This window comes from Phytohabitans rumicis, from assembly GCF_011764445.1.
Lineage (GTDB): Bacteria > Actinomycetota > Actinomycetes > Mycobacteriales > Micromonosporaceae > Phytohabitans > Phytohabitans rumicis.
In genome coordinates this window covers 8,099,745-8,121,671 of the sequence record NZ_BLPG01000001.1, presented here as the reverse complement: position 1 = coordinate 8,121,671, position 21,927 = coordinate 8,099,745, and the positions used below count along the sequence as shown (strand labels likewise).

The window sequence follows — 21,927 nt, the reverse complement described above, 5'->3', positions numbered from 1 at the left end:
CGGCTTCGCGGCGGACGGCGCCGTGACCGTGGTCGACGCCCTGCCGGCCCTCCCGTACGGGCAGCGGCACCTGCCCCGCGCGCTCAACGCGGCCATCGTCACGGACTCGACCAACGCCTTCTGCGGCCGCGGCGAAGGGCTGGCCGCGCGCCTGGAGGCGCTCGGCTACACCGACGTCCGCGTCCACCGGGCCGGCATCGCGGACTGGGTGAACGCCAGACTGCCGCTGGAATAGGCAACCTACGATGCCCGCATGCTTCCTCGACTCTCGACCACGCCCCTGAACGTCGCGCTCTACGGGCTCGCGCTGTGCCTCGCCGGCGTCGCGGCGAGCCTGGCGACCGGCGGCCTCGCCACCCTGGCGACCGCCGGCGCCGCGCTCACCGGCGACCCGCTCGCCCTGCTGAGCGCCACCCTCCACCAGGTCGCCGCCATCGACCCCCGCCTAGTCGCCTGCCCCACAGTCATGAACATGTAACCCCGCCACCGCCCGCGTCCCCGCCGCCCGCGCTGCCGCCGCCGCCCGCACGGCGCCGCCGATCAAGGACATGCGCGTCGATCAAGGGCATACGGCCGTGGATCGGAGATCAAAGCACGACCATTCGCCCTTGATCGACGAACAAGCCCTTGATCGACGCACGCCGACCGCCACGCGGTCGACGACCACCGCCGCGCCAGGGCCCACGGGCCGCCGCCGCCCGCACGGCGCCGCCGATCAAGGACATGCGCGTCGATCAAGGGCATACGGCCGCGGATCGGAGATCAAAGCACGACCATTCGCCCTTGATCGACGAACAAGCCCTTGATCGACGCACGCCGACCGCCACGCGGTCGACGACCACCGCCGCGCCAGGGCCCACGGGCCGCCGCCGTCCCGCTCGGCGCCGCCGATCAAGGACTTGCGCGTCGATCAAGGGCATACGGCCGCGGATCGGAGATCAAAGCACGACCATTCGCCCTTGATCGACGGCACAGTCCTTGATCGGCGCGCGTCACGGCCGGGCCGCCGCGCGGAGGGCCGCCGCGCGGGGCCCGCCGTGCGTGGGGCGGGCGAGGGGGCGGGTGTGAGGTGGGTCACGAGGGGTGACGGTTACCCGCTTTTGGGGGTTACTGTCGTTTCATGGTAGCCGTCAAATCTCGGTGGTGGGCGCTCGGTGCGCTGTCGCTCGCCACCCTCGCGATCGGGCTGGACGGCACGGTGCTGAGCGTGGCGCTGCCGACCCTGGCCCGGGACCTGGACGCCTCCACCGGCGACCTGCAGTGGTTCACGAACGCGTACCTGCTGGTCATGGCCGCGGCGCTGCTGCCGGCGGGCATGCTCGGCGACCGGTTCGGGCGCAAGCGCATGCTGCTCGGCGCGCTGGCGCTCTTCGGTGTGGCGTCGGCGGCCTGCGCGTACGCGACCTCCACCGGCGGCCTGATCGCCGCCCGCGCGGTCCTCGGGCTCGGCGCGGCGGTCCTCATGCCGCTGTCCTCGGCCGTGCTGACCGTGCTCTTCGACGAGCAGGAACGCGGTCGCGCGCTCACCGTCTGGGTGACCGCGAACGCCCTGGGCGTCCCGCTCGGGCCGCTGGTCGGCGGGTGGCTGCTCGACAACTTCTGGTGGGGCTCGGTCTTCCTGATCAACCTGCCGCTGGTGGTGGCCGGGCTCGTCGCCGTGGCCCTGCTCGTACCCGAGTCGCGCGGCGACGAGCGGCGCCGCTTCGACCTGGCCGGGGTGCTGCTGTCCGCGGTCGGCCTGGTCACCCTGACGTACGGGGTCATCGAGGCCGGCGAGCGTGGCTGGGACGACGTCCGGTCGCTGGCGACGATCGCGGCCGGCGCCGTGGTGCTCGCGGCGTTCGTGGCGTGGCAGCGGCGTGCCCGCCAGCCGCTGGTCGACCTGAGCCTCTTCCGGTCCCGCGGGTTCACCTGGGGATCGATCCTCGCCACGGTCGGCAACTTCGCGATGTTCGGGTTGCTGTTCGCGCTGCCGCAGTACTTCCAGGCGGTCAACGGCGCGGACGCGTTCGGCACCGGGTTGCGCCTGCTGCCGGTCATCGGCGGGCTCGCCGTCGGTGCGCGGGTCGCCGGCCGGCTCGTACCCCGGATCGGCGCGAAGGCCGTGGTGGCGACCGGGCTGGCGCTGACCGGCGGCGCTCTCGCCGCCGGCGCTCTGACCGGTGCGGACACCGGATACGGGTACGTCGCCGCGTGGGTCTCGGTGACCGGCCTGGGCCTGGGCTTCTCGCTGCCACCGGCCATGAACGCCGCGCTCGGCGCCCTCACGGCGGAGCGCAGCGGCGTCGGTTCCGGCCTCATCCAGGCCCTGCGCCAGGTGGGCAGCGCGATCGGCGTGGCCATCCTCGGCACCGTGCTCAACGCCGTCTACCGCGGCCAGGTCGACGTCGCCGGCCTGCCCGAGCCGGCCGCCGAAGGCGTGCGCGGCAGCGCGTCGTCCGGGATCGCGATCGCCGACCGGCTCGGCGCGCCGGCCGTGGCCGAGTCGGTGCGGGCGGCGTTCACCAGCGGAATGGCCGCCGCGCTGCTGGTGTCCGCCGCGCTGGCCGCCGCCGGCGCGGTCCTCGCGCTGCTCTACCTCCCCGGGCGCTCGCGCTCCGCGCAGCCGCCCCAGCCCATCCCGGACCCCGTGCTGCCGGCAGAATCGAGGGTATGACCTCGATGCAGGCCGGCCTGCGGGAACGCAAGAAAGCCAAGACGCGTGCCGCCATCCAGCGGCACGCGCTGCGGCTCTTCCAGGAGCAGGGGTACGCGGCGACCACCGTCGACCAGATCGCCGCGGCGGCCGAGGTGTCGCAGAGCACGTTCTTCCGGTACTTCCCGACCAAGGAGGACGTGGTCCTGCTCGACGACTACGACCCGCGCATGCTCCAGGCGCTGCAGGAGCAGCCGCCGGACGTACCCCCGGTCCGGGCGATCCGCGGCGCGATCCGGCGGGTCTTCGAGGCGATCGACGCCGCCGACTGGGAGCGGGAGCAGCAGCGGCAGCGGCTGATCCAGACCGTGCCGGAGCTACAGGCCCGCGCGATGCAGCAGTACGTCAAGACGATCGAGCTGCTGGCGGTGGCGCTGACCGAACGGGAAGGGCTCCCGATCGACGACTTCAACGCCCGGGTGCTGGCCGGGGCCGTGATCGGGGCGTCGATCGGCGCGACCATGCACGCGGTGGGCGGGGAGTACGAGCTGAGCGACATGGACCTCGTCGACCAGGCCCTGGGGCTCCTCGAAGACGGCCTGCCGCTCGGCGGATCCTAGGGCGTGCGCCGCCAGCCGTCGGGCTCCCGGGTGCCGCGGCTCCACCGGCCCACCACCCCGTCGGCGCGGGCGAGGGCGGCACCGACGGCCGCGCTGACGACCAGCGCCCCGCACACCACCACCAGCCATGACTCGACCGCGAAGACCACCCCGATCGGCCCGTACCGCGCCTCGTTGCCACGGATCGTGCGCGGGATGACCGCCGCGGCGACCAGGCTGACGGCCAACTGCCCGAGCGCACTCGCCGCCGCGCCGCAGGCCAGGGCCCGCCAGCGCACCCGGCCGCCGAGCAGCAGGTACGGCGTCCACCACCACAGCATGAGCCCCATGAGCGCGCCGACCAGGCCGCCCACGCGCAGACTGCGGCTGAGCTGGACGGCGAACGCCAGCACCGTGAGGTAGCCGATCATGCCGGCGAGCCACGCCACGCCGCGCCACCACCCGCGCAGGCCGAGCTTCGGCAGGTCCCAGGCCCGCTCGTACACCCGCTGCAAGGCCCGGGTGAACGCCGTCGCCGAGCCCAGGACCAGCAGGACGCCGACCACCGACAGGCTGCCGCGCAGCGCGTCCCGGTCCACCAGCAACTGCCGTACCGCGCTCGCAGAACCGCCGCCCAGGCCGAACCGGTCCCGCATCGAGTCCAGCAAGCCTTCGGCCACCCGGGGCGGCGCCACCGCATACACCAGGATGACCAGCGGGAAGAGGGCGAGGAACGCCTGTGCGGCCAGGACCAGCGAGCTCTCCACCACCAGCGTGGCCCGCAGCCGCGCCAGCACGGCCAACGCGAGCCTTCCCGCCGGGTGGGCCGTCAGCCGCGACATGCCGTACGACGTTACGCCACAAAACGGGCGAGACGGCCCCCGCTAGATCGCGTTGATCAGGGACCCGCTCCCCTGGCGCGCCGCAACACGCCCGAGCCGTTCCCTGATCAACGGGGAGGGCCGGGGAGGCCGGGGAGGCGGGGAGAGGCGGTGAGGACGGCGAAGGCGTTTGCGTGCCACAGGGGAGGCGGAAGGGGCGCCAGGACACGGTCACGGTGTCGGCGCCGAAGACATGCCTCGCCTGCGCGAGCAGGGAGGGGAAGTGGTTGCGGTGGTCCAGGGCGGTGACGATGCGGTAGAGGTCGGCGATGCCCTGGCGGCGGGCGGCGCGGCCGGACGTGATCGCCTTGCCCACCCGGTACGCCATGCCGGGGTCGGTCGGCAGCAGGATCGTGACCAGGCCGCCGGGCGCGGTGACCCGCCGCATCTCGCGCAGCGCCGCGAACGGGCTGCCCAGGTGGTGCAGCAGGCAGGTCGCGATCACCCGGTCGAAATGCCGGTCGGGGTACGGCAACGCCTCCACGTCGCACGCCTCCACGCGCAGCCGCGGGTCGGCCGCGAGCGCCTCGTCGGGGCGGGGCCGGCGCAGGTCGGTGAGCCAGTACTCGTCGTACTGGTGCCGCACGTACCGGATGTGCTCGCCCCGGTTGCCGCCGACCTCGAGCACCCGGGAGAAGCGCACGCCGCTGCCGTACGGCGCCTCCATCGACGCGTGCAGATAGCGCTCGAAGAGGGAACCGTCCGCCGTCGCCGCCGTGGTCGAGTAGTAGTTCTCGTACCAGGTGGTGAGGATGTCGTCGGCGGTCTGGTCGGGTTGGCTCACTCGCGGAGCGTAGCAACGAGGTCGGACCGCGGTCTGGGCCAGGCGAGCCGGGTGAGTTGGCCGACCGCGATCGTGGCGACCATGCCGATCCCGCCCAGCAGCACGGCCAGCCGCGCGGCCGTCGTGTGGTCGTCGGGGGAGCCGGCCGACCAGCCGATCATGGGCTGCATCGCCACCATCACCGTCCCGGCGCCGAGCAGCAGCACCACCGCGGCCCGCGCGACGTGTGCCCCGCCGCCCAGCGCGTACGCCGCGACGCCGGCGACGATCAGCAGCGCGTTGACGACCACGATGCCCAGGGCCGGCATGCCCAGGAACACGCTGGCGCCAGCGAACAGCACCATAGCCAGGCCCACGGTGAGGCCGACCGGGATGGCCAGCAACCAACGGCCCGGCCGGCCGCCGCCGAGCAGGCCGAAGCCGACCGCCACGGCGATCGTCAGCATCGCGACCAGGTACTCCGACGCCAGGCGGGCCCCGCGCTCGGTCAACGCGGGCACCGGGCTGGCCCGGTACCCGGCGGGGGCTTCCACCGGTACCGGAAAGCCAACCCGGCGCCACTGCCCGGAGCCGTCCCGGACCAGCAGCCCGTCCCGGCCGTTGGCCACCGCGACGACCGACCCGCCGGGCCGCGGCAGCGCCGCGACCGCCACCGACACGAACGGGCCGGTGGCCGGCTCCGGGTACGCCCGAGCGAGGAACCGGCGCCGCCCCTCGGACAGGCTCCACGCGGTGGCCCAGGTGGCACCGCCGTCCACCGACTGCTCCACGCGCATGGCGCCCTCGACGATCCGGAAGCACTCCGTCCCCGCGCAGGCCATGGTGGACGGCGTGGACATATTTAGCGCCTGCTGCTCGGCCTCGGTGGCGACCCGCCAGGTGCGCCCGTCGGTGGTCGCGATGACGTGGACGTACCGCCCGCCGACCTGGAAGGTCTCGCCACCGGCGGCGAGCAGGACGCCGTCGCGCACCATCACCCGATTCGCCGTCGGATACGCCGCGGCGCTGGTGGCCGCCACGGCGAGCGTGACGAGCGGCAGCACGACGGCGAGCCGGACCGCCCGGACCAGCCGCTCGGGCGCCGGCTCCCGGCGGCTCAGGTGGTACGCCCACCAGGCCAGCGCCAGCGCGGGCAGGGTCAGCAGGTCAGTGCGATCGGCTCGGATCACCGAGCCGGCGCGTACCAGAGACCAGGTGGCAGAGGCGGCGGCAGCGCCGGCCGAGGTGGCCTTGACCGCCGCGAACGCCAGGCCGGTGAGCCCGAGCGCGCCCAGCGCGCCGGCGTGCCCGGGCAGCCGCGGCGCGACCAGGCCGGCGACGAACGCGACCAGCGCGGGCGCCGCCACCAGGCCGGCCACGTCGCTGAGCTTTCCGGTCACCAGGCCGGGCGCGGCGGCCTTCAGCACGTGGTCGTTGATCAGCAGGATGAACGTCGCGACCACCGTCACCGGATGGCAGAGCCACGCCAGTGACGCCTCGCCCAGCCGAGTCCCCGTCATTGGTCTGACCTTGACGGTCGTCAGTCACGTTCCGGCGGATGTGCTGTCAAGAATGTGCAATATCGAGTCCACAAAGGCCGGCCGAGACTAGCCTTCGACCATGGAAGCAGCGTGGACGTTCATGGTCTACATGGCCGCGAACAACAGCCTGTCCGGCGCCGCCGGCGTCGACCTCGAAGAGCTGCGGGCCGTCGGTTCCTCCGAGCGGGTACGCGTGCTGACGTTCGTGAAGCAGCGCACCGGCACGGCGCAGTACATCGAGGTGAGCAACGGCGACGACGAGGTCCGCGAGGATCTCGGCACGATCGACTCCGGCGACCCCAACACCGTCACGGATTTCGTGCGCTGGTGCCTCGAGCACGCGCCCGCCCGGCGGTACGCGCTGGTCCTGTGGAACCACGGCGGCGGCTGGGTGCCCGACGACATCGAGCAGCTCTACCAGGAGATCCGCGACGAGGAGCAGGACACCGGCGTCACCCGCGGCGAGATCAACTTCCTGACCAAGGGCCGGGTCGGGCGGGCCGTCTTCACCCCGTCGATCAAGCGGATCCTGGCGCTGCCCACGGCCCGCGACCGGGCGATCTGCAACGACGACACCAGCGGGCACTCCCTGGACACCATCGAGGTGGAGCGCATCCTGCGCACGGCCACCGGGCTGATCGGGCGCCCGCTGGACCTCTTCGGCATGGACGCCTGCCTGATGAGCACGCTGGAGGTCGCGTACCAGCTCCGCGACCTGACCCGGCACGTGGTCGGCTCCGAGGAGCTGGAGCCCGGCGACGGCTGGCGGTACGACGCGATCCTGCGCGCGCTGGCGGACAATCCCGAGATGGACGGCCGGGCGCTCGCCGAGACCGTGGTGCGCACGTACGTCGACTCCTATCGGGACATGCAGGGCCAGTGGCCGGTCACCCAGTGCGCCGTCGACACGGCCCAGATCGGCGCGTTCACCGACGCCCTCGGCGCGTTCCAGCGGGCGGTGACCGCCGAGCTGGCCACCGCCTGGCCGATGCTGCAGCGGGCGCACGCGCGGGCCACCCGCTTCCAGTTCGACCTGGTCGACCTGAAGACCCTGTGCGAGCACCTCGCCGCGATGGAGGTCGGCGACGAGCTCCAGGACGCGTGCCAGGCGGTCATCGCCGCGCACAAGCCCGGCGGGTACGTCGTCGCGGAGGGCCACCTCGGGCCGACCGTGGAGGGTTGCGGCGGCATCTCGCTCTACCTGCCGTCGCCGCTGGACGAGCTCAACCGGTACTACGACGACCTGGCCTTCGCCAAGGAGCTGGGCTGGGACGACCTGCTGCGCGACTACCAGCGGGCGGTCCGGGAGGGGTAGGCCATCGAGGTCTCGGTCGTCCAGGGCGACATTCTCGACGTCCACGCGACCCTGCTGGTGGTCAACCACTTCAACGGGTTGACGCCGAGCGGGGCGGAGGGCGCGGTCGACCGCTGCCTCGGCGGCGCCATCTCGCGCCGCGCCGCCCGCGGCGAGATGGACGGCCGGTTCGGCGCCACCACGTTCCTGCCCGCGGTCAGCGCGCTGCTGGCCGCCGAGGCGATCCTGGTGCTGGGGCTGGGCGAGCCGGAGAAGTTCGCCCCCGACCGGCTGCCCGAGCTGGGCGCCGCGCTGGTGGAGGCGGTCGCCGCCCTCGGCATCAAGGACGTGGCGACGGTGGTGCACGGGGCGGGTACGACCACAGTGGACGCGGAAACCGCCACCCGCCTGTTCCTGACCGGGGTACGCGAGGCGCTGGCCACCGTGCCGGGCGCGGACTGCCTCCGGGAGCTGACCATCGTGGAGCGGGACCCGGACAAGGTGCCCGCGATCCGCCGGGGCCTGCCCGTGGGCGGGCTGGCGGTACGCCCGGCGCCGTCGCAGTCGCCGGCCGCACCCGTTGACGGCGACGTCGTGCCCTGGCACCTGCGGATCGGGATCACCCGGGCCGGTTCCGGCCTGAAGGTCACCGTCATCGGCCACGGCAGCTTCGACGTGGCCGGCGAGTGCCCGTACCCCGCGGACGAGGCGACCCGGGTGTTCCGCACGCTGCGCGACGAGGTGCTGCACGCGGGCGAGGCCAGCCAGCGCGCCGAGGCCCTGGCGAGCATCGGCCACCAGCTCGCCGAGACGTTCCTGCGCGCGCCCGAGCTCAACCTGCCGGGCCTCGCGGAGCAGCTGAAGGAGCGCGCCGGCGGGTACGTCATCGTGCGGCTGGACCGGTGGACCGTCGACCTGCCGTGGGAGATCGCCTTCCTGGACGGCGGCTTCCTGAGCCGTACCCACCTGCTGAGCCGCCAACTGGAGATCAACTCGCCGGGCCGGCCGGCGCCGCCCGCCCCGACCGGCGAGACGCTGAACGTCCTGGTGGTCGGCGATCCGATCGGCGACCTGCCGGCGGCCCGCCAGGAGGCCGAGGCGGTCACCGAGCGGCTCCGCGCCCTCCCCCACGTCGCCGTGACCTCCCTCGTGCACGGCGTCTCGTACGCGGACGTGTCGCGCGAGCTCGACACCACCCGGTACGACGTCCTGCACTACGCGGGGCACGCCCGGTTCGACGCCGCGGGGCACGGCCGGGGCGGCTTCGCGCTGGCCGACGAGCTGCTGACCGCCGAGGACCTGTCCACCCGGCGGTACCTGCCCCGGGTCGTCTTCGCCAACGCCTGCCAGTCCGCCCGTACCCAGGATTTTGCCCCCGCTCGGGCTGAGGCCAACCCGTTCGCCGGCGGGACGCAGACCATCGACCTGGTGACCGGCCTGCTCCGGGCCGGCGTACGGGCGTTCGTGGGCAGCATGTGGGACGTCGACGACGCGGCGGCCCGCACGTTCGCCGGCACCTTCTACACCGGACTGCGCGAGGGCGCGTCGATCGGCGCGGTGGTGGCCCGGGCCCGCGAGGCGGTGATCACCTCGCACGGCCCGGGCCAACCCGCGTGGGCCGGGTACGCCCTCTACGGCAGCCCCTGGCTCCGCCTCCTGTAGCTACTCGCTGCGCAAGGCCATCGCGAGCTACTCGCTGCGCAGGGCGGTCGCGACGCCGGAGCGCGCCGCCCAGCCGGCCGGGACCATGGCGCCCACCACGGCCAGGAGCACGCCGGCCAGGGCCAGCACCGCCAGCGGGCCAGGATGGTAGACGTCCAGCACGCTGCGCGGCAGGTCGGTCTGCGCCGCGTCGCCCATCACCGGCAGCACCACGCCGTGCAGGGCGTACCCGAGAGGGACCGCGATGAGCCCGGCCACCAGCCCGATGCCGGCCACCGAGGCGATCACCATCGTACGTACCTGGCGGGGCGTCATGCCGACCGACTTGAGCACGCCGATCTCGTGCGTGCGCTCGCGGGTGTTGAGCACCGCCGTGTTGAACACGCCCAGCGCCGCCACGACCGCCAGCACCAGGGTCAGGGTGGCGACGAGGGCGCGCATGATGGCGAGGCTGGAGAACTCCTCGTCCCGCACCTCGACGTGGACCGACTGGCCCTCCAGCGCCTCGGCGAGCTTGTTGGCGTACGACGTGGCGTCGGTGCCGGGCTTGAGGCCGACCTCGAAGCTGTCCGGGCGGGTCTCGGTGGTCAACCCGGTCAGCACCGAGTCCGCGCCGTACAGCGCGAAGCCACCGTTCTCCCGGGCGAAGACCTGGCCGACGACGCGCAGCCGGCGCTGGCCCACCCCCGAGGTGACGGTCAGCGTGTCGCCCACCGAGCGGCCGGTGACCCGCAGCAGGTGCGAGCCGGCCACGACCTCGTCGGCGCCGGCGTACCAGCGGCCGGAGACCAACTCGAACCCCAGCCAGCTGGCGTCGGCGCCGTAGCCGATGACCGCGATCGGCTCCTCCACCCCGGCCAGCGGCACCTGGACGGTCCGGACCGGCATCACCTTCGCCGTACCCGGCTGGGCTTCGATGGCCGCGCGCACCGTCGCCGGGTCGGCCCGGGGGCTCTCGCCGGACGCCGGGGACTTCATCGGACCGCCGAACTCCACCACCCCCGACATGCCCACCGCGATCGGCACCTGCGCGCTCCGGCCGAACGCGTCCACGACCCGGTTCAGCGAGCTGGTCAGGCCCACCGCGAACACCACCGTGATCGCGCCGACGAGCACCGCGAGCAGGGTCGCGACCGAGCGCGCCGGCCGGGCGAACGGCGTACCCAGGCCGAAGCTGACCGGCCGGGGCAGCCGCGTCCGGGCCAGCGCGCGGCGGGCGTGGTAGCCGCGACCGTTGCGCGGCGCCCGCCCGACGCTGATCGCCTGCACGGCGGCCAGGCCGCCGGCCCGCCACGCCGGTGCGACGGCGGCGGCCCCGACCAGGGCCAGCAGCACGAGTACGACGGTCACGTTCACCCACGGCGGCAGGATCGCCGACGCCTCCGCGCCGTACGCCTCCTGCGCCTCGCCGAGCAGCGGCATGGCCAGCGCGTTGCCCAGCGGGACGCCGAGCAGGCAGCCGACCAGCGCGGGCGCGAGCACCTGCCCGGCGTACACGGCGACCACCTGCCGCGGGGTGAAGCCCAGCGACTTGAGCACGCCGATGATCCGGTAGCCGGCGACGACCGCGCCGCTGACCACATTCGCGACGATGAGCACCGACATCACCAGGCCCAGCACGGCGAACGCGACCACGAACGGCACCATCGGCCCCACGCCGGTGTCGGCCGCGTTCTTGCTGGTCAGGTACGACTGGGCGTCCCGCAGCGCGCCCGCGGGCAGCCCGGCGACGGTGCTGTCCACGCTCTTCTGTACGGCGGTCTGGTCCGCCGCGGACGCGAACCGGTACAGCATCTGCCGCCCGGTCATCGCGCCCTGCGCGTGCAGCACGTCGTCCTGGGTGGGCCAGACCCAGGCGCTGGCCGTACCCGTGATGGAGTGCGCGACACCGACGACCCGCAGGCTCGGCGAGCCCGGCAGGTCCAGCGTCACCGAGCTGGAGATCGGACCGCTGCCCCGGGCCAGCACGATCTGCCCGGGCCCGGTCAGCCAGTGTCCACTGTCGAGGCTGAGCTTGTCGACCGGTCCGTTCTGCTCCGCGCGGCCGGCGATCACCACCGGGGGCCCGGACCGCCCCTCCGGCTCGTTCGGGCGCTGGAGGCTGGCCAAGACGGTGTCGAACGGGCCGGCCGCCGCGGTCACCCCGGACCGCGTCGCGGTGCCCGCGAGGGCGTCCGCGCCGACCTTGTCCGCGTCGAAGGTCGCGGTGGCGTGCGCCCCGGACAGCCGGGCGAAGGCGTTGTCGAAGGGGTCCTGGGAGACCACCAGCAAACCCACTCCGAGTACGGCGGTGCCGGTGGACAGCAGCAGCACCACGCCGACCACGAGGCTCTGTACGCGCCGGCGGGCCACCGCCGCCCGGATCGCCGCCGCGACCGCCCTCACGACGACACTCCTGCGGGCGTGGAGGCGACGACCCGCCCGTCGGACAGCTCGACCACCCGGCCGGCGCACCGGTCGGCCATGGCCCGGTCGTGGGTGACCAGCAGCAGCGTCTGGCCGTCCCGGTTGAGCTCGCGCAGGATCTCGGTGACCTGCGCGCCGGTGCGGGCGTCCACCGCGCCGGTGGGCTCGTCGGCGAGCAGCAGCGCCGGCCGGTTCACCAGCGCCCGTGCGATGGCCACCCGCTGCCGCTGCCCACCGGACAGCCGTGCCGGGTACGCGTTGGCCTTCTCCCCAGGCCCAGCGCGTCCATCAGCTCGGTGGCCCGGGCCCGCGCGGTCCGCGGCGGCACGCCGGCCAGCTGCGCCGGCAGCAGCACGTTGTCCCGCACGGTCAGGTCATCCAGCAGGTGGAAGAACTGAAAGACGATCCCCACATGGGTACGGCGGAAGACGGCCAGCCGCTTCTCCGAGAGCCGGCCGAGGTCCTCCCCGGCCACCTCCACCGTGCCACTGGTCGGCCGGTCCAGCCCGCCGACCAGGTTGAGCAGCGTCGACTTGCCGCTGCCTGACGGTCCCATGACCGCCACCGCCGCACCGGTGCCCACCTCGACGCTCACCTCGTCGAGCGCGGGCGGCCCGGTCGTCTCGTACCGCTTGCTGACTCCGGTCAGCCTCACCAGCTCTGTCATGGGCGGTGACGCTATGAGGACACTGTGCCGCCGGGCGTCGGGCGCGGGATTGGTTCCGGCGCCCGGCGTCAACCAAACGGTGTACGCGCCGCGATCGACGCGGCCGGCCGGGGGCCCGGCCAGAATGGGGGCATGCTCCGGCACGTACCCGAATGGGCCGCCCGTTACCGGCGCTGGGCGGACCCGGCGCTGGCGCTGCTGTTCGCCGTCGCGGCGCTGTGGATCGCGCTGCTCGGCGGGGACGAGCCGAACGGCGACGTCTACCAGGTGCCGCTCGACGGGCTTCCTCCCCTGCCCGCGGAGGAGTCCCGGCCGATGGCCCGCATCGTCCTGGCCACCCTGCTGGTCACCGTCCCGCTGGCGGGTCGGCGGCGCTGGCCGCTGGCGGTGTTCGCGGTGCAGTTCGCCGCGGTCATCGGCCTGCGCGGGGACAACACCTGGGTGACCCTGCTGGCCCTGCTCGTCGGCGCGTACTCGCTGGCCGCCTACAGCCCGTCGCCGCTGGTGTCGATCGGCGCGCAGGTGACGGCCGCGACCGGCGTGGCGATCGGTTCCGACTCCATCGAACTGCCGGTGCCGGACTGGACCGCGGCCTTCATCATCCTGCTGCCGGCCGGCCTCTTCGGCATCACCGTCCGGGCGCTGCGGGCCAAGGCCGCCGCCTCCGCCGAACGCGCCGAGGCACTGCGCGCCGGCCAGCAGGCGGCGACCCGGGCGGCGGTGGCCGAGGACCGCGCCCGCCTCGCCCGGGAGCTGCACGACGTGGTCAGCCATCATGTGAGCGTGATGGTGATCCAGGCCGGGGCGGCCGACAAGGTGATCGGCGCCCGGCCCGACCTGGCCCGCGACGCCCTCACCGCGATCGGCGCCAGCGGCCGCCAGGCCATGGCCGAGCTGCGCCACCTGCTCGGCGTCCTCGCCCCGGACGGCGGCGAGGACCTGCTGCACCCGCAGCCCGGCCTGGACCAGCTCGGCGCGCTCGTCGAGCAGGTACGCGCGGCCGGGCAGCCGGTCACCGTCGAACACACCCCGGTCAGCGTGCCGCGCGGCGTCGACGTCGCCGCGTACCGGGTGGTGCAGGAGGCGCTGACCAACGCGCTGCGGTACGCCCCCGGCGCGCGTACCACCGTGATCGTGCGGCCCGCGGACGGCGTGCTCACCGTCGAGGTCACCGACGACGGCGCCCAGGTCAACGGCGGCTCCGACCCGGTCGGCGCCGGCTCCGGTCTGCGCGGCCTGGCCGAGCGGCTCCGGGTGTACGGCGGCACCCTGCACACCGGCCACCGGCTGGCCGGCGGCTTCCGCGTGCTGGCGACCTTCCCCTGGAGGCGCAGTGAGCGTGCGAGCCACGGTCGATCTTGGACTTGTCAGCCCAGGATGCCCGAAATGGCACCTGATAACTCCAAGATCGACGGGTGGGCCGCACGCGAGCCGGGAGGCACAGTGACCCGCGTGGTGATCGCCGACGACCAGGCCCTGGTGCGCAGCGGCTTCGCGATGATCCTGGCCGCGGAGGGGATCGACGTCGCTGGCGAGGCCGCCGACGGGGAGCAGGCCGTCGCCGCCGTACGCCGGCTGCGCCCCGACGTCGTACTGCTCGACATCCGGATGCCGGTCATGGACGGGCTGGAGGCGACCCGCCGGATCCTGGCCGACCGCCCGACGACAGCGGCCGGCGAGCCGATCCGGGTCATCATCCTGACCACCTTCGACCTCGACCAGTACGTCTACGCCGCGCTGACCGCCGGCGCCAGCGGCTTCCTGCTCAAGGACGTCAGCCCGGACCACCTGGTGCACGCGGTGCGCCTGGTACACACCGGCGACGCGCTCCTGGCGCCCGCCATCACCCGCCGGCTGGTCGAGCGCTTCGCCCGCCCTGACCCGCAACGGTCCACCGCGCACCGCGACCTGGAGGCGCTCACGCCGCGCGAGCGCGAGGTGCTGACCCTGCTGGCCGGGGGCCTGAGCAACGTCGAGCTGGCCGAGCGGCTGCACCTGAGCGAGGCGACCGTGAAGACCCACATGACCCGCATCCTCACCAAACTCCAACTCCGCGACCGCGTCCAGGCCGTAGTACTCGCGTACGAGACCGGCCTAGTAACCCCGGCGGCCCCCCACCCCCTTAACCCCACCGATCAAGGCCCTCCCCGCCGCGCCGATCAAGGCCCTCCCCGCCGATCAAGGACATATGGCCATGCTTGGATCTCTTTTCCACGGCCGTTTGCCCTTGATCGACGCAGAAAAGGGGACGCAGGGGCAAGCCGCGAGGAAGGGGGCGGCCTAACCGTACGCGGTTAGGAAGTTGTCGCGGAATTCGTCCATTCGCCAGACGGGGGACTGCGGGGTGGGTTTGAGGCCGTCCTGCCAGCCCCAACTGGAGATCCGGTCCAGCACGGCCGGGTCGTGGGCGACGATCGTGATCGGTACGTCGCGGCTGGCGTTCTCGCCGACGATGAGCGGGGACGCCTGGTGGTCGCCGAGGAAGACCAGCACCAGGTTGTCCTTGCCGTACGTCTCGACGTACGAGATGAGCGTGTTCAGCGAGTACTCGATGGACCTGCGGTACTCCTCGCGCACCCGGTCGTCGTCCTTCCACACCTCGTCGACCGAGAAGCCCTCCTTCTTGATCTCGTGGAAGATCGAGCCGTCGCCGACCTCGTCCCAGCCGACCATGCGCGGGATCGGCGCCCACGGGTTGTGGCTGGACAGCAGCGCGATCTCGGCCATCACCGGGCCGCGGCCGGGCGTGCCGTACTCGTTGCGCTGGAACGCCGAGAGCGCGAACTGGTCGGGCATGGTGGCGAAGCCGAAGCCCGGGCCCCGGTAACCGATGTTGCGCAGGTCGTAGACCTTGTCGTACCCGAAGAAGTCGCCCTCGGGCCAGGCGCGGGTGATGCCCGGCTTGACCGCGACGGTCCGCCAACCCGCGCGCCGGAAGGCGCTGTTGAGGGTCATCCGGTCGCTGGAGACCAGGTTGTTGTAGCGCTGCTGGTTGTTGATCCACAGGCCGCAGGTCAGCGTGGACTGCGCCAGCCAGCTGCCGCCGCCGGTGGTGGAGGAGGTGAGCCAGCCGCTGCGGGAGTGGTATCCGGCCGCGACCAGCCGCCGGTTTCCCTCCGCCAGGAGGGCGCCGACCTGTGTCGCGTACACCGGGTCCTCGACGGCGTCGCGCCCGTAGCTCTCCACGAACGTGAGCAGGATGTCCTTGCCGCGCAGCGCGGTCAGCAGCTGGTCGTCCGGGGTGTGGAGGAAGTGGTCGACGGCGGCGAGCTTGGCGAACTCCTCCTTGTCGTTCAGGCCGGCCCGCACCTGCTGCGCGCGGTCGTACGTGAGGGCGGCCACCGGCACGTCGGGGGCGATCTGCACGCCCAGCACGAGGAAGGAGATCCAGGCGACGGTGAACGCGGCGGTGGTGCGGGTCGCGGCGGTGGGGTGCTGCCGGATGAGGCGGGTCAGGCGCAGCGCCGCCAGGGTCATGAGCACGGGTACGGCGATCGCCAGCACCACGGCCGCGACCACGGCGGCGACCGCGCCGGTACGCCCGAACGACTGGTCGAGGAAGTCCTTGGCGTTGCCGAAGAAGCTCCAGTCCAGCACCAGGTTGAACGGCCGGTCGAGGGTCGCCAGGAAGCCCATGTCGGCGACCTTCACCAGGGTCAGCGCGCCGAGCAGGGCGCCGGCGGGGATGGCCAGGTATCGCCGCGCCCGCGCCGGCAGGGCGAGCAGCAGCGCCACGAACACCAGCGCCTCCACCGGGATGCGCAGGAACGCGCGGGCGTCCAGATCGTCCAGGTCGTTCGGGGCGATGAGGGCGAAGAGCACCAGCGCGGTGGCCAGGAGGGTGAGGACCCAGGCCGCGACGCGGCGTACGTGCTCCTTCATCGGCTCAGAGGGTACTCGTTGGGTTTTGGTGGCAACCTGTCCTATAGTCCTACTGTCATAGGACAACAGGGAAGCGGGTTGGTCGCGGGTGATCGAGTTCGTGCTGGACGGCCGATCGAAGGTCAACACCTACGTGCAGCTGGTGCAGCAGGTGCGGCAGGCGCTGCGGGTCGGCCTGCTCGTGCCCGGCGACCAGCTGCCGAAGGTCCGCGACGTCGCGCAGTCGCTGGCCATCAACCCGAACACGGTGCTGAAGGCGTACCGGGAGTTGGAGATCGAAGGGCTGGTGGAGGGCCGGCCCGGCGTGGGGACCTTCGTCAAGGCCACCCTCGCCGGCGCCTCCCTGCCCAACCAGGCCGAACTGCGCGAAGACCTGGTGGCCTGGCTGCGGAGGGCACAGGCCGCCGGGCTGACCACCGACGACATCACCGCACTGGTGGACACCACGATGCGGGCGACACTAGCCGCCGAACCGGTATGAGGAGAACGGGAATGGAACTGGCGCTGGAGACAGACCAGCTCGGTAAACGGTACGGAAAAGCCTGGGCGCTGCGGGACTGCTCGCTGCACCTGCCGGCCGGACGAATCGGCGCGCTGGTCGGGCCCAACGGGGCGGGCAAGAGCACGCTGCTGCACATGGCGGTCGGCCTGCTGCGGCCGGACGCCGGGGCGGTGCGCGTCTTCGGCACCTCGCCGTACGACAACACCGCCGTCCTGCCCGACCTCGGGTTCGTCGCCCAGGACACCCCGCTGTACCGGGACTTCACCGGGGCGGAGCTGATCACCATGGGCGGCCGGCTCAACAAGCGCTGGGACGGCGCGCTGGCCCGCAACCGGCTGGCGCAGATCGGCATCCCGGCGGACCGCCCGGTCGGCAAGCTCTCCGGCGGGCAGCGCGCCCAGGTAGCGCTCGCCCTCGCGCTGGCGAAGCGGCCCAAGCTGCTCCTGCTCGACGAGCCGGTCGCGAGCCTCGACCCGCTGGCCCGGCGCGAGTTCCTGCAGGCGCTGATGGGCAGCGTCGCCGACTCCGGCACCACCGTGCTGCTGTCCTCGCACATCCTCGCCGACCTGGAACGGGTCTGCGACTACCTCATCGTCCTGAACGCGGCCCGGGTGCGGCTCGTCGGCCCGGTCGACGACCTGGTCGGCGCGCACCGGCAGCTGACCGGCCCGCGCCACGACGGCAGCCACATCGCCGGGGTCGAGGCCGTCCTCAAGGCCAGCCACACCGACCGGCAATCAACCCTTCTGGTACGCCTCGGCGGCGCCCTCACCGACCCCTCCTGGGCGGTGCACGACGTGACCCTCGAAGACCTCATCCTGGCCCACCTCGCCGACAGCGACACCGAGCAGGCCAGCCCGGCGGCATGGGAGGTGCCCGCATGATCTGGCTGACCTGGCGGCAGTACCGCAAGCAGGGGCTCTACACCCTCGTCGGGCTCGCGGTCCTGGCCGCGGTGATCATCCCGACCGGCGTGGCGATGCGGAACGCCTTCGCCGAGAAGGGCCTGGCGGCCTGCATCGACGTCAACACGGAGGCGTGCCGGCAGGCGCGCAACCAGTTCTGGGATCAGTACGACATATTGATGCTGATGGGCATCCTGTTCCTCGCCCTGCCGGTGCTGATCGGGCTCTTCTGGGGCGCCCCGCTGGTCGCCCGCGAGGTCGAGCACGGCACCCACCGCCTGGTCTGGACCCAGGGCATCAGCCGGCGGCACTGGGCGCGGGTCAAGTTCGGGCTCATCACGGTCGCCGCGGTGGTCGCCGCGGTGCCGTACGGCCTGGGCCTGTCCTGGTGGCTGGGGCCGCTCAACCAGGGCGGCGAGCAGAGCCGGCTGGGCTACCTGTTCTTCGACATGCAGGGCGTGGTCCCGATCGCGTACACCCTCTTCGCGGTCGCGCTGGGCATCACCGCCGGCACGATCTGGCCCAAGGTGGTGCCCGCCATGGGGGCCGCCCTCGCCGGGTTCGTCGGCCTGCGCGTCGCCGTCGAGGTGCTGGCCCGGCCCCGCTACCAGGCCCCCGAAACCCTGACCTACCCGATCACTGACGCGTCCGCCGAGGGTCAGGCGGAGGGCGGCTGGATTCTCGACAACGGCATCCGCGACGCCAGCGGCAAGATGGTGGCGCGCGGTGTGGGGGTCGTGTGCCCGTCCGGCGCTGCGGGACCCGGCGGCGCGCCCGGCGGCGCGCCCTGCGGCTCCCGGCTCGGACTCGGGCCCGGCGCGTACAACTGGGTCCTCTACCAGCCCGGCGACCGGTTCTGGCTGTTCCAGACCATCGAATCCGGCATCTTCGTCGCCCTCGCCGCCGCGCTGCTCTTCTTCGCCATCCGCCGAGTACGCCGGATCGCCTAACCCTTCGCTCAACGAGGCGGTGCCACCAGGCCCGCCTCGTACGCGGTGCCGCCGGCGGCGCGCCTACGTGGTGCCGCGGACCATGAGCGTGGGGGTCAGGACGGCCGGGGGTGGGGTCTCGCCGGCCAGGAGCACGCGGACCTGGTCGACGGCCAGCTCGCCGAGGCGGCGCTTGTCGATGTGGACGGTGCTCAGTGGAGGGTCGAGCAGCTCGCCCAGGCTCAGCCCGTCGAAGCCGATCAGCGCGCAGTCGTCAGGCACCCGCACGCCTTGCCGGCGGGCCTCCTGGAACGCGCCGATCGCCACCAGGTCGTTGAACGCGTACACCGCGGTCAGCTCGGGGTTCGCCGCGCGCAACGTGGCGAACCCCGCGCCGCCGCCGTCCATCGTCTGCGTGGTGTGGACCACGTCCGCCTCCCCCACCGGCAGGCCGTGCTCGGCGGCCGCCGCCAGGAACGTCTCCGGCCGTACCAGCGGGTCGCAGACCGCGTCGCAGTCGATCATGCCGATGCGCCGGTGTCCGCGGTCGACCAGGTGACGCACGGCGGCGCGTACGCCGGCCGCGAGGTCGACCCGCACGATGCCGTGCGCCGACGGCTCCGGGCCGCGGTCCACGACCACGAGCGGCAGCCCTTCCGCGTACGGCGCGAGCTCCGCGTCCGAGTGGCTGAGGTACCCCACGACGGCGTCGACCTGGCCGCCGAGCGCGCGCACCAGCGGCAGTTCGCGGCGCCGGTCGTTTTGGGTGCTGGCGACCACGACCTGCCACTCCTGGGCGTCGGCCGCCTGGATGACGCCGGCGATGAACTCGGGGAAGAACGGGTTCACCACGTCGGGGACGATCAGCCCGACCGTGACCAGGCCGGGGCGTACCAGCCCGCGGGCGTGCCGGCTGGGCCGGTAGTGCAGCGCGCGGGCGGTCTCCAGCACCCGGCGCCGGGTCTCCGGGTCGATCTCGCCCTTGTCGTTGATCGCCCGGGACACGGTCTGGTGGGACACGCCGGCGGCTCGGGCCACGTCCCGCAGGGTGGCCCGGCGAGGCGACGCGTCCTGCCGGTTGTTGTCCACGATGCCCCCGATCGTAGTGCGATCTTGACGGATCACGCGCCCCGACCCCAGACTACCGTGAACGTTCACGTGATCGTTAACGGAGGCTGGGATGAAGTGGTTCGGCGTGGTCAGCGCCTGCGTGGCGTTCGTGCTCATCGGCGCCCTCCAGGCGCTGTACGGGCCGGCGCTGTCCGCGTTCCGCGCCGACTTCGGCATCTCCGTGCCGGCCGCCGGCCTCGCGCTGAGCGCGCACTTCGTCGGCGGCATCGCCGGGGTCCTCGGGTACGCCCGGTCGCCGTGGCCCGGTACCGGAAAGCTCGCCGCCTCGCTCGTCGCGATGGCCGCCGGCGCTGCGGGCGTCGCACTGGCACCCACCTGGCCGCTCGCCCTGGTAGCGGCGTTCGTGGCCGGCGTCGGCTTCGGCGGCATCGACTACGGCTGCAACGACATGTTCGCGCGGGCCTTCCAGCGGCGCGGATCGGCGATGCTGAACGTCCTCAACGCCCACTTCGGAGTCGGCGCGATCGCCGGGCCGCTGCTGATCGGGCTGCTCGGGCCGGACCGGTACCCGGCGATCTTCCTGGGCTTCGCGGCGGTTTCGCTGCTCCTGCTGGCCGGGCTGCGCGGGACGGCCGAGGCCCCCACCGCCGAGCCGGCCCCTCCCCCGCCGCGCCGCGCATCGGGCAACGAGGGCTGCTGGCCGCGTTCATCGTGCTCTACGTGATGAACGTGGGTGTGGAGGCCGGCGTCGGCGGCTGGGAACCCACCCACCTGGAGGCGCTCGGCCACAGCGCCTCGGGCGCCGCCACCGCCACCTCGGTCTACTGGCTGATGATGACGCTCGGCCGGTTCCTCGTCGTACCGCTGACCCTGCGCCTGTCCGACCGCACCATCGTCATCGGCAGCTGCCTCGGGATCGCGGTCTGCCTGGCCCTGGCGGCCGTGCCGGGATTCGCGATCGTCGCGTACGCGGGCGTCGGCCTGTTCATCGCGCCGGTCTTCCCCACCGCCCTGCCGTGGCTGCACCGCAGCGTGCCGGGCGCCAGCCGCGCCGGCGCGTACGTTTTCGCCGCCTCGATGCTGGGCGGCGTCGCGTTTCCGCCACTGCTCGGCGCCGGCATCGACGTGGCCGGCGCCGGGTCGGTTCCGGTGCTCATCTTCGTCGTCAACGCCCTGTGCCTGGCCGCGATCTGGCACATCGTCCGCACCGAGGCGGCGCGGCGGAAAACCGAGTATGCCGCGACCGGGTGATCCCGTACTCTTCCGGCTGGAGATGCCAAGCGGCGCACCGGCATCGCCGGCCCGCGTCCCGCGCGTCGGGGTCTCCGCCCCTTTCAGGTACGGCCGACATGGCCGAGGTTCAATTCCTCGCTAGGGTGGCTCCGCGCGACCGCGCCCTCGGGCGGCGGCGGTACGGCTCTGCGGGCTCGCGACCACGGTCGCGGACGCCCCCGCCGGCACCGCCGTGGTCCGCGCGGGGCCACTCCCGGCCCAACACGGAGGTGAACGACATGGCGAAGAAGACCATCATGGACTGGCAGCGCGGCCTGCTGTTCACCGATGGGCGGTTCACCCGCGAGTGGGGGCCCGGCCGGCACCGGTACAGCCGGTGGCGCACCAAGGTGCACGTCCTGGACGTGCGGCCGCAGAGCACCGTGGTGTCCGGCCAGGAGTTGCTCACCGCCGACGGCATCACGCTGCGGGTGTCCACTGTGGCTAGCTGGCGGATCAGTCAGCCGCTGGCGTTCCTGACCGCGTCGGTCGACACCGCGCAGGAGCTCTACACCGCCGTGCAGTTGGCCATCCGCGACGCGGTCGCCGCGGTGAGCTTCGACGATGCGCTCGCCGACCGCGGTCGGCTCTCCACCGGGCTCGCCGAGGCGGTCGCGCCGCGCGTGGCCGACCACGGCATCGAGCTGATCTCGGTCGCCGTCAAGGACCTGATGCTGCCCGGCGAGCTGCGCCGGGCCGCGACCGAGACGCTGCTGGCCCGCGAGAGCGGCAAGGCCGCGCTGGAGCGCGCCCGCGCCGAGGCCGCCGCGCTGCGCACCCTCGCGAACGCCGCGCGCCTGCTGGAGGAGCACCCGGCCCTGCTGCACCTCCGCACGATCCAGGCCGCCACCACCCCCGGCGCCACGGTCGTCCTCACCCCGGACCCCACCCACCGCTAGTCCCGCGATCGGTCGGGCA

The 21,927-nt window shown here is 73.3% G+C and carries 17 protein-coding genes and 4 pseudogenes; 14 read left to right on the top strand and 7 right to left on the bottom strand.

Going from position 1 to position 21,927, the window contains the following annotated elements; translation table 11 throughout:
- Positions 1 to 22: 22 nt before the first annotated feature.
- The 4 genes from Prum_RS36770 to Prum_RS36755 all read left to right on the top strand — a co-directional run bounded on the left by Prum_RS36770 (position 23) and on the right by Prum_RS36755 (position 3,255).
- Complete coding sequence (locus Prum_RS36770) at positions 23 to 235, top strand: rhodanese-like domain-containing protein (protein WP_173081126.1); 213 nt, start codon at positions 23 to 25, stop codon at positions 233 to 235.
- 18 nt (positions 236 to 253) lie between these two features.
- Positions 254 to 478 carry a hypothetical protein gene (locus tag Prum_RS36765; protein WP_173081124.1) on the top strand — a complete coding sequence of 75 codons (225 nt, stop codon included), beginning with the start codon at positions 254 to 256 and terminating at the stop codon, positions 476 to 478.
- 642 nt (positions 479 to 1,120) lie between these two features.
- On the top strand, positions 1,121 to 2,656 hold the full coding sequence (locus tag Prum_RS36760; RefSeq protein ID WP_173081122.1) for a DHA2 family efflux MFS transporter permease subunit: 1,536 nt from the start codon (positions 1,121 to 1,123) through the stop codon (positions 2,654 to 2,656).
- Positions 2,653 to 3,255 (top strand): acyl-CoA-like ligand-binding transcription factor, encoded by a 603-nt coding sequence (locus Prum_RS36755; RefSeq protein ID WP_173081120.1) that lies wholly within the window; start codon positions 2,653 to 2,655, stop codon positions 3,253 to 3,255. Before Prum_RS36760 ends, Prum_RS36755 begins: the two co-directional genes overlap by 4 nt.
- Here the strand turns inward: Prum_RS36755 and Prum_RS36750 are convergent.
- The 3 genes and pseudogenes from Prum_RS36750 to Prum_RS36740 form a co-directional block, all read right to left on the bottom strand.
- Positions 3,252 to 4,076, bottom strand: coding sequence for a YhjD/YihY/BrkB family envelope integrity protein (locus Prum_RS36750; RefSeq protein ID WP_173081118.1), 825 nt, complete (start codon positions 4,074 to 4,076; stop codon positions 3,252 to 3,254). The genes Prum_RS36755 and Prum_RS36750 overlap by 4 nt on opposite strands.
- 388 nt (positions 4,077 to 4,464) lie before the next feature.
- Positions 4,465 to 4,782, bottom strand: a pseudogene (locus Prum_RS36745) (class I SAM-dependent methyltransferase); the annotation flags it as partial.
- A gap of 113 nt (positions 4,783 to 4,895) precedes the next feature.
- Positions 4,896 to 6,398 (bottom strand): hypothetical protein, encoded by a 1,503-nt coding sequence (locus Prum_RS36740; protein ID WP_173081116.1) that lies wholly within the window; start codon positions 6,396 to 6,398, stop codon positions 4,896 to 4,898.
- 100 nt (positions 6,399 to 6,498) lie between these two features.
- On the opposite strand from Prum_RS36740, the gene Prum_RS36735 reads away from it, so the two are divergent.
- Both Prum_RS36735 and Prum_RS36730 read left to right on the top strand, forming a co-directional pair.
- Positions 6,499 to 7,734, top strand: a complete 1,236-nt coding sequence (locus Prum_RS36735; RefSeq protein ID WP_173081114.1) for a clostripain-related cysteine peptidase — start codon at positions 6,499 to 6,501, stop codon at positions 7,732 to 7,734.
- A gap of 57 nt (positions 7,735 to 7,791) precedes the next feature.
- A complete protein-coding gene (locus Prum_RS36730; protein ID WP_173081112.1) occupies positions 7,792 to 9,375 on the top strand; it encodes a CHAT domain-containing protein in 1,584 nt (527 codons plus the stop codon).
- Positions 9,376 to 9,402: 27 nt separating this feature from the next.
- Here the strand turns inward: Prum_RS36730 and Prum_RS36725 are convergent, their stop codons facing one another.
- The gene (locus tag Prum_RS36725; RefSeq protein WP_173081110.1) at positions 9,403 to 11,760 is read right to left on the bottom strand and encodes an ABC transporter permease; all 2,358 of its coding nucleotides are present in this window, start codon (positions 11,758 to 11,760) and stop codon (positions 9,403 to 9,405) included.
- Positions 11,757 to 12,448 (bottom strand): annotated as a pseudogene (locus Prum_RS36720) (ABC transporter ATP-binding protein). Before Prum_RS36720 ends, Prum_RS36725 begins: the two are co-directional and overlap by 4 nt.
- Before the next feature lie 132 nt (positions 12,449 to 12,580).
- On the opposite strand from Prum_RS36720, the pseudogene Prum_RS54075 reads away from it, so the two are divergent.
- Both Prum_RS54075 and Prum_RS52525 read left to right on the top strand, forming a co-directional pair.
- Positions 12,581 to 13,762: pseudogene (locus Prum_RS54075) on the top strand (sensor histidine kinase); the annotation flags it as partial.
- Between the two features lie 72 nt (positions 13,763 to 13,834).
- A pseudogene (locus tag Prum_RS52525) lies at positions 13,835 to 14,563 on the top strand (response regulator); the annotation flags it as partial.
- Between the two features lie 165 nt (positions 14,564 to 14,728).
- Here the strand turns inward: Prum_RS52525 and Prum_RS36705 are convergent.
- The gene (locus Prum_RS36705) at positions 14,729 to 16,330 is read right to left on the bottom strand and encodes an LTA synthase family protein (RefSeq protein ID WP_173081108.1); all 1,602 of its coding nucleotides are present in this window, start codon (positions 16,328 to 16,330) and stop codon (positions 14,729 to 14,731) included.
- 88 nt (positions 16,331 to 16,418) lie between these two features.
- On the opposite strand from Prum_RS36705, the gene Prum_RS36700 reads away from it, so the two are divergent.
- The 3 genes from Prum_RS36700 to Prum_RS36690 are packed head-to-tail and all read left to right on the top strand — an operon-like array spanning position 16,419 to position 18,687.
- Positions 16,419 to 16,811, top strand: coding sequence for a GntR family transcriptional regulator (locus tag Prum_RS36700; protein ID WP_173081106.1), 393 nt, complete (start codon positions 16,419 to 16,421; stop codon positions 16,809 to 16,811).
- 11 nt (positions 16,812 to 16,822) lie between these two features.
- Entirely contained in the window at positions 16,823 to 17,716 is an 894-nt protein-coding gene (locus tag Prum_RS36695; protein ID WP_173081104.1) for an ABC transporter ATP-binding protein, read from the top strand.
- A complete protein-coding gene (locus tag Prum_RS36690; RefSeq protein ID WP_173081102.1) occupies positions 17,713 to 18,687 on the top strand; it encodes an ABC-2 membrane transporter-related protein in 975 nt (324 codons plus the stop codon). The genes Prum_RS36695 and Prum_RS36690 overlap by 4 nt, the downstream gene beginning before the upstream one ends.
- A 63-nt stretch (positions 18,688 to 18,750) precedes the next feature.
- Here the strand turns inward: Prum_RS36690 and Prum_RS36685 are convergent, their stop codons facing one another.
- Positions 18,751 to 19,755 carry a LacI family DNA-binding transcriptional regulator gene (locus Prum_RS36685; protein WP_246278335.1) on the bottom strand — a complete coding sequence of 335 codons (1,005 nt, stop codon included), beginning with the start codon at positions 19,753 to 19,755 and terminating at the stop codon, positions 18,751 to 18,753.
- A gap of 91 nt (positions 19,756 to 19,846) precedes the next feature.
- Between Prum_RS36685 and Prum_RS50080 the strand changes: the two genes are divergently transcribed.
- From Prum_RS50080 to Prum_RS36675, 3 genes are all read left to right on the top strand, one after another.
- A complete protein-coding gene (locus Prum_RS50080; RefSeq protein ID WP_218577540.1) occupies positions 19,847 to 20,461 on the top strand; it encodes an MFS transporter in 615 nt (204 codons plus the stop codon).
- Positions 20,461 to 20,988 (top strand): MFS transporter, encoded by a 528-nt coding sequence (locus Prum_RS50075; protein ID WP_371871411.1) that lies wholly within the window; start codon positions 20,461 to 20,463, stop codon positions 20,986 to 20,988. The genes Prum_RS50080 and Prum_RS50075 overlap by 1 nt, the downstream gene beginning before the upstream one ends.
- Positions 20,989 to 21,248: 260 nt before the next feature.
- Complete coding sequence (locus Prum_RS36675) at positions 21,249 to 21,908, top strand: slipin family protein (RefSeq protein ID WP_218577538.1); 660 nt, start codon at positions 21,249 to 21,251, stop codon at positions 21,906 to 21,908.
- Positions 21,909 to 21,927: the final 19 nt, after the last annotated feature.

Excerpts from the sequence above, each read along its gene's own strand:
- Prum_RS36755 (WP_173081120.1), top strand. The coding sequence starts at position 2,653 with ATGACCTCGATGCAGGCCGGCCTGCGGGAACGCAAGAAAGCCAAGACG.
- Prum_RS36690 (WP_173081102.1), top strand. The coding sequence starts at position 17,713 with ATGATCTGGCTGACCTGGCGGCAGTACCGCAAGCAGGGGCTCTACACC.
- Prum_RS36705 (WP_173081108.1), bottom strand. The coding sequence starts at position 16,330 with ATGAAGGAGCACGTACGCCGCGTCGCGGCCTGGGTCCTCACCCTCCTG.
- Prum_RS36760 (WP_173081122.1), top strand. The coding sequence starts at position 1,121 with ATGGTAGCCGTCAAATCTCGGTGGTGGGCGCTCGGTGCGCTGTCGCTC.
- Prum_RS36765 (WP_173081124.1), top strand. The coding sequence starts at position 254 with ATGCTTCCTCGACTCTCGACCACGCCCCTGAACGTCGCGCTCTACGGG.
- Prum_RS36750 (WP_173081118.1), bottom strand. The coding sequence starts at position 4,076 with ATGTCGCGGCTGACGGCCCACCCGGCGGGAAGGCTCGCGTTGGCCGTG.
- Prum_RS36695 (WP_173081104.1), top strand. The coding sequence starts at position 16,823 with ATGGAACTGGCGCTGGAGACAGACCAGCTCGGTAAACGGTACGGAAAA.
- Prum_RS36740 (WP_173081116.1), bottom strand. The coding sequence starts at position 6,398 with ATGACGGGGACTCGGCTGGGCGAGGCGTCACTGGCGTGGCTCTGCCAT.
- Prum_RS36675 (WP_218577538.1), top strand. The coding sequence starts at position 21,249 with ATGGCGAAGAAGACCATCATGGACTGGCAGCGCGGCCTGCTGTTCACC.
- Prum_RS36735 (WP_173081114.1), top strand. The coding sequence starts at position 6,499 with ATGGAAGCAGCGTGGACGTTCATGGTCTACATGGCCGCGAACAACAGC.
- Prum_RS50080 (WP_218577540.1), top strand. The coding sequence starts at position 19,847 with ATGAAGTGGTTCGGCGTGGTCAGCGCCTGCGTGGCGTTCGTGCTCATC.
- Prum_RS50075 (WP_371871411.1), top strand. The coding sequence starts at position 20,461 with ATGAACGTGGGTGTGGAGGCCGGCGTCGGCGGCTGGGAACCCACCCAC.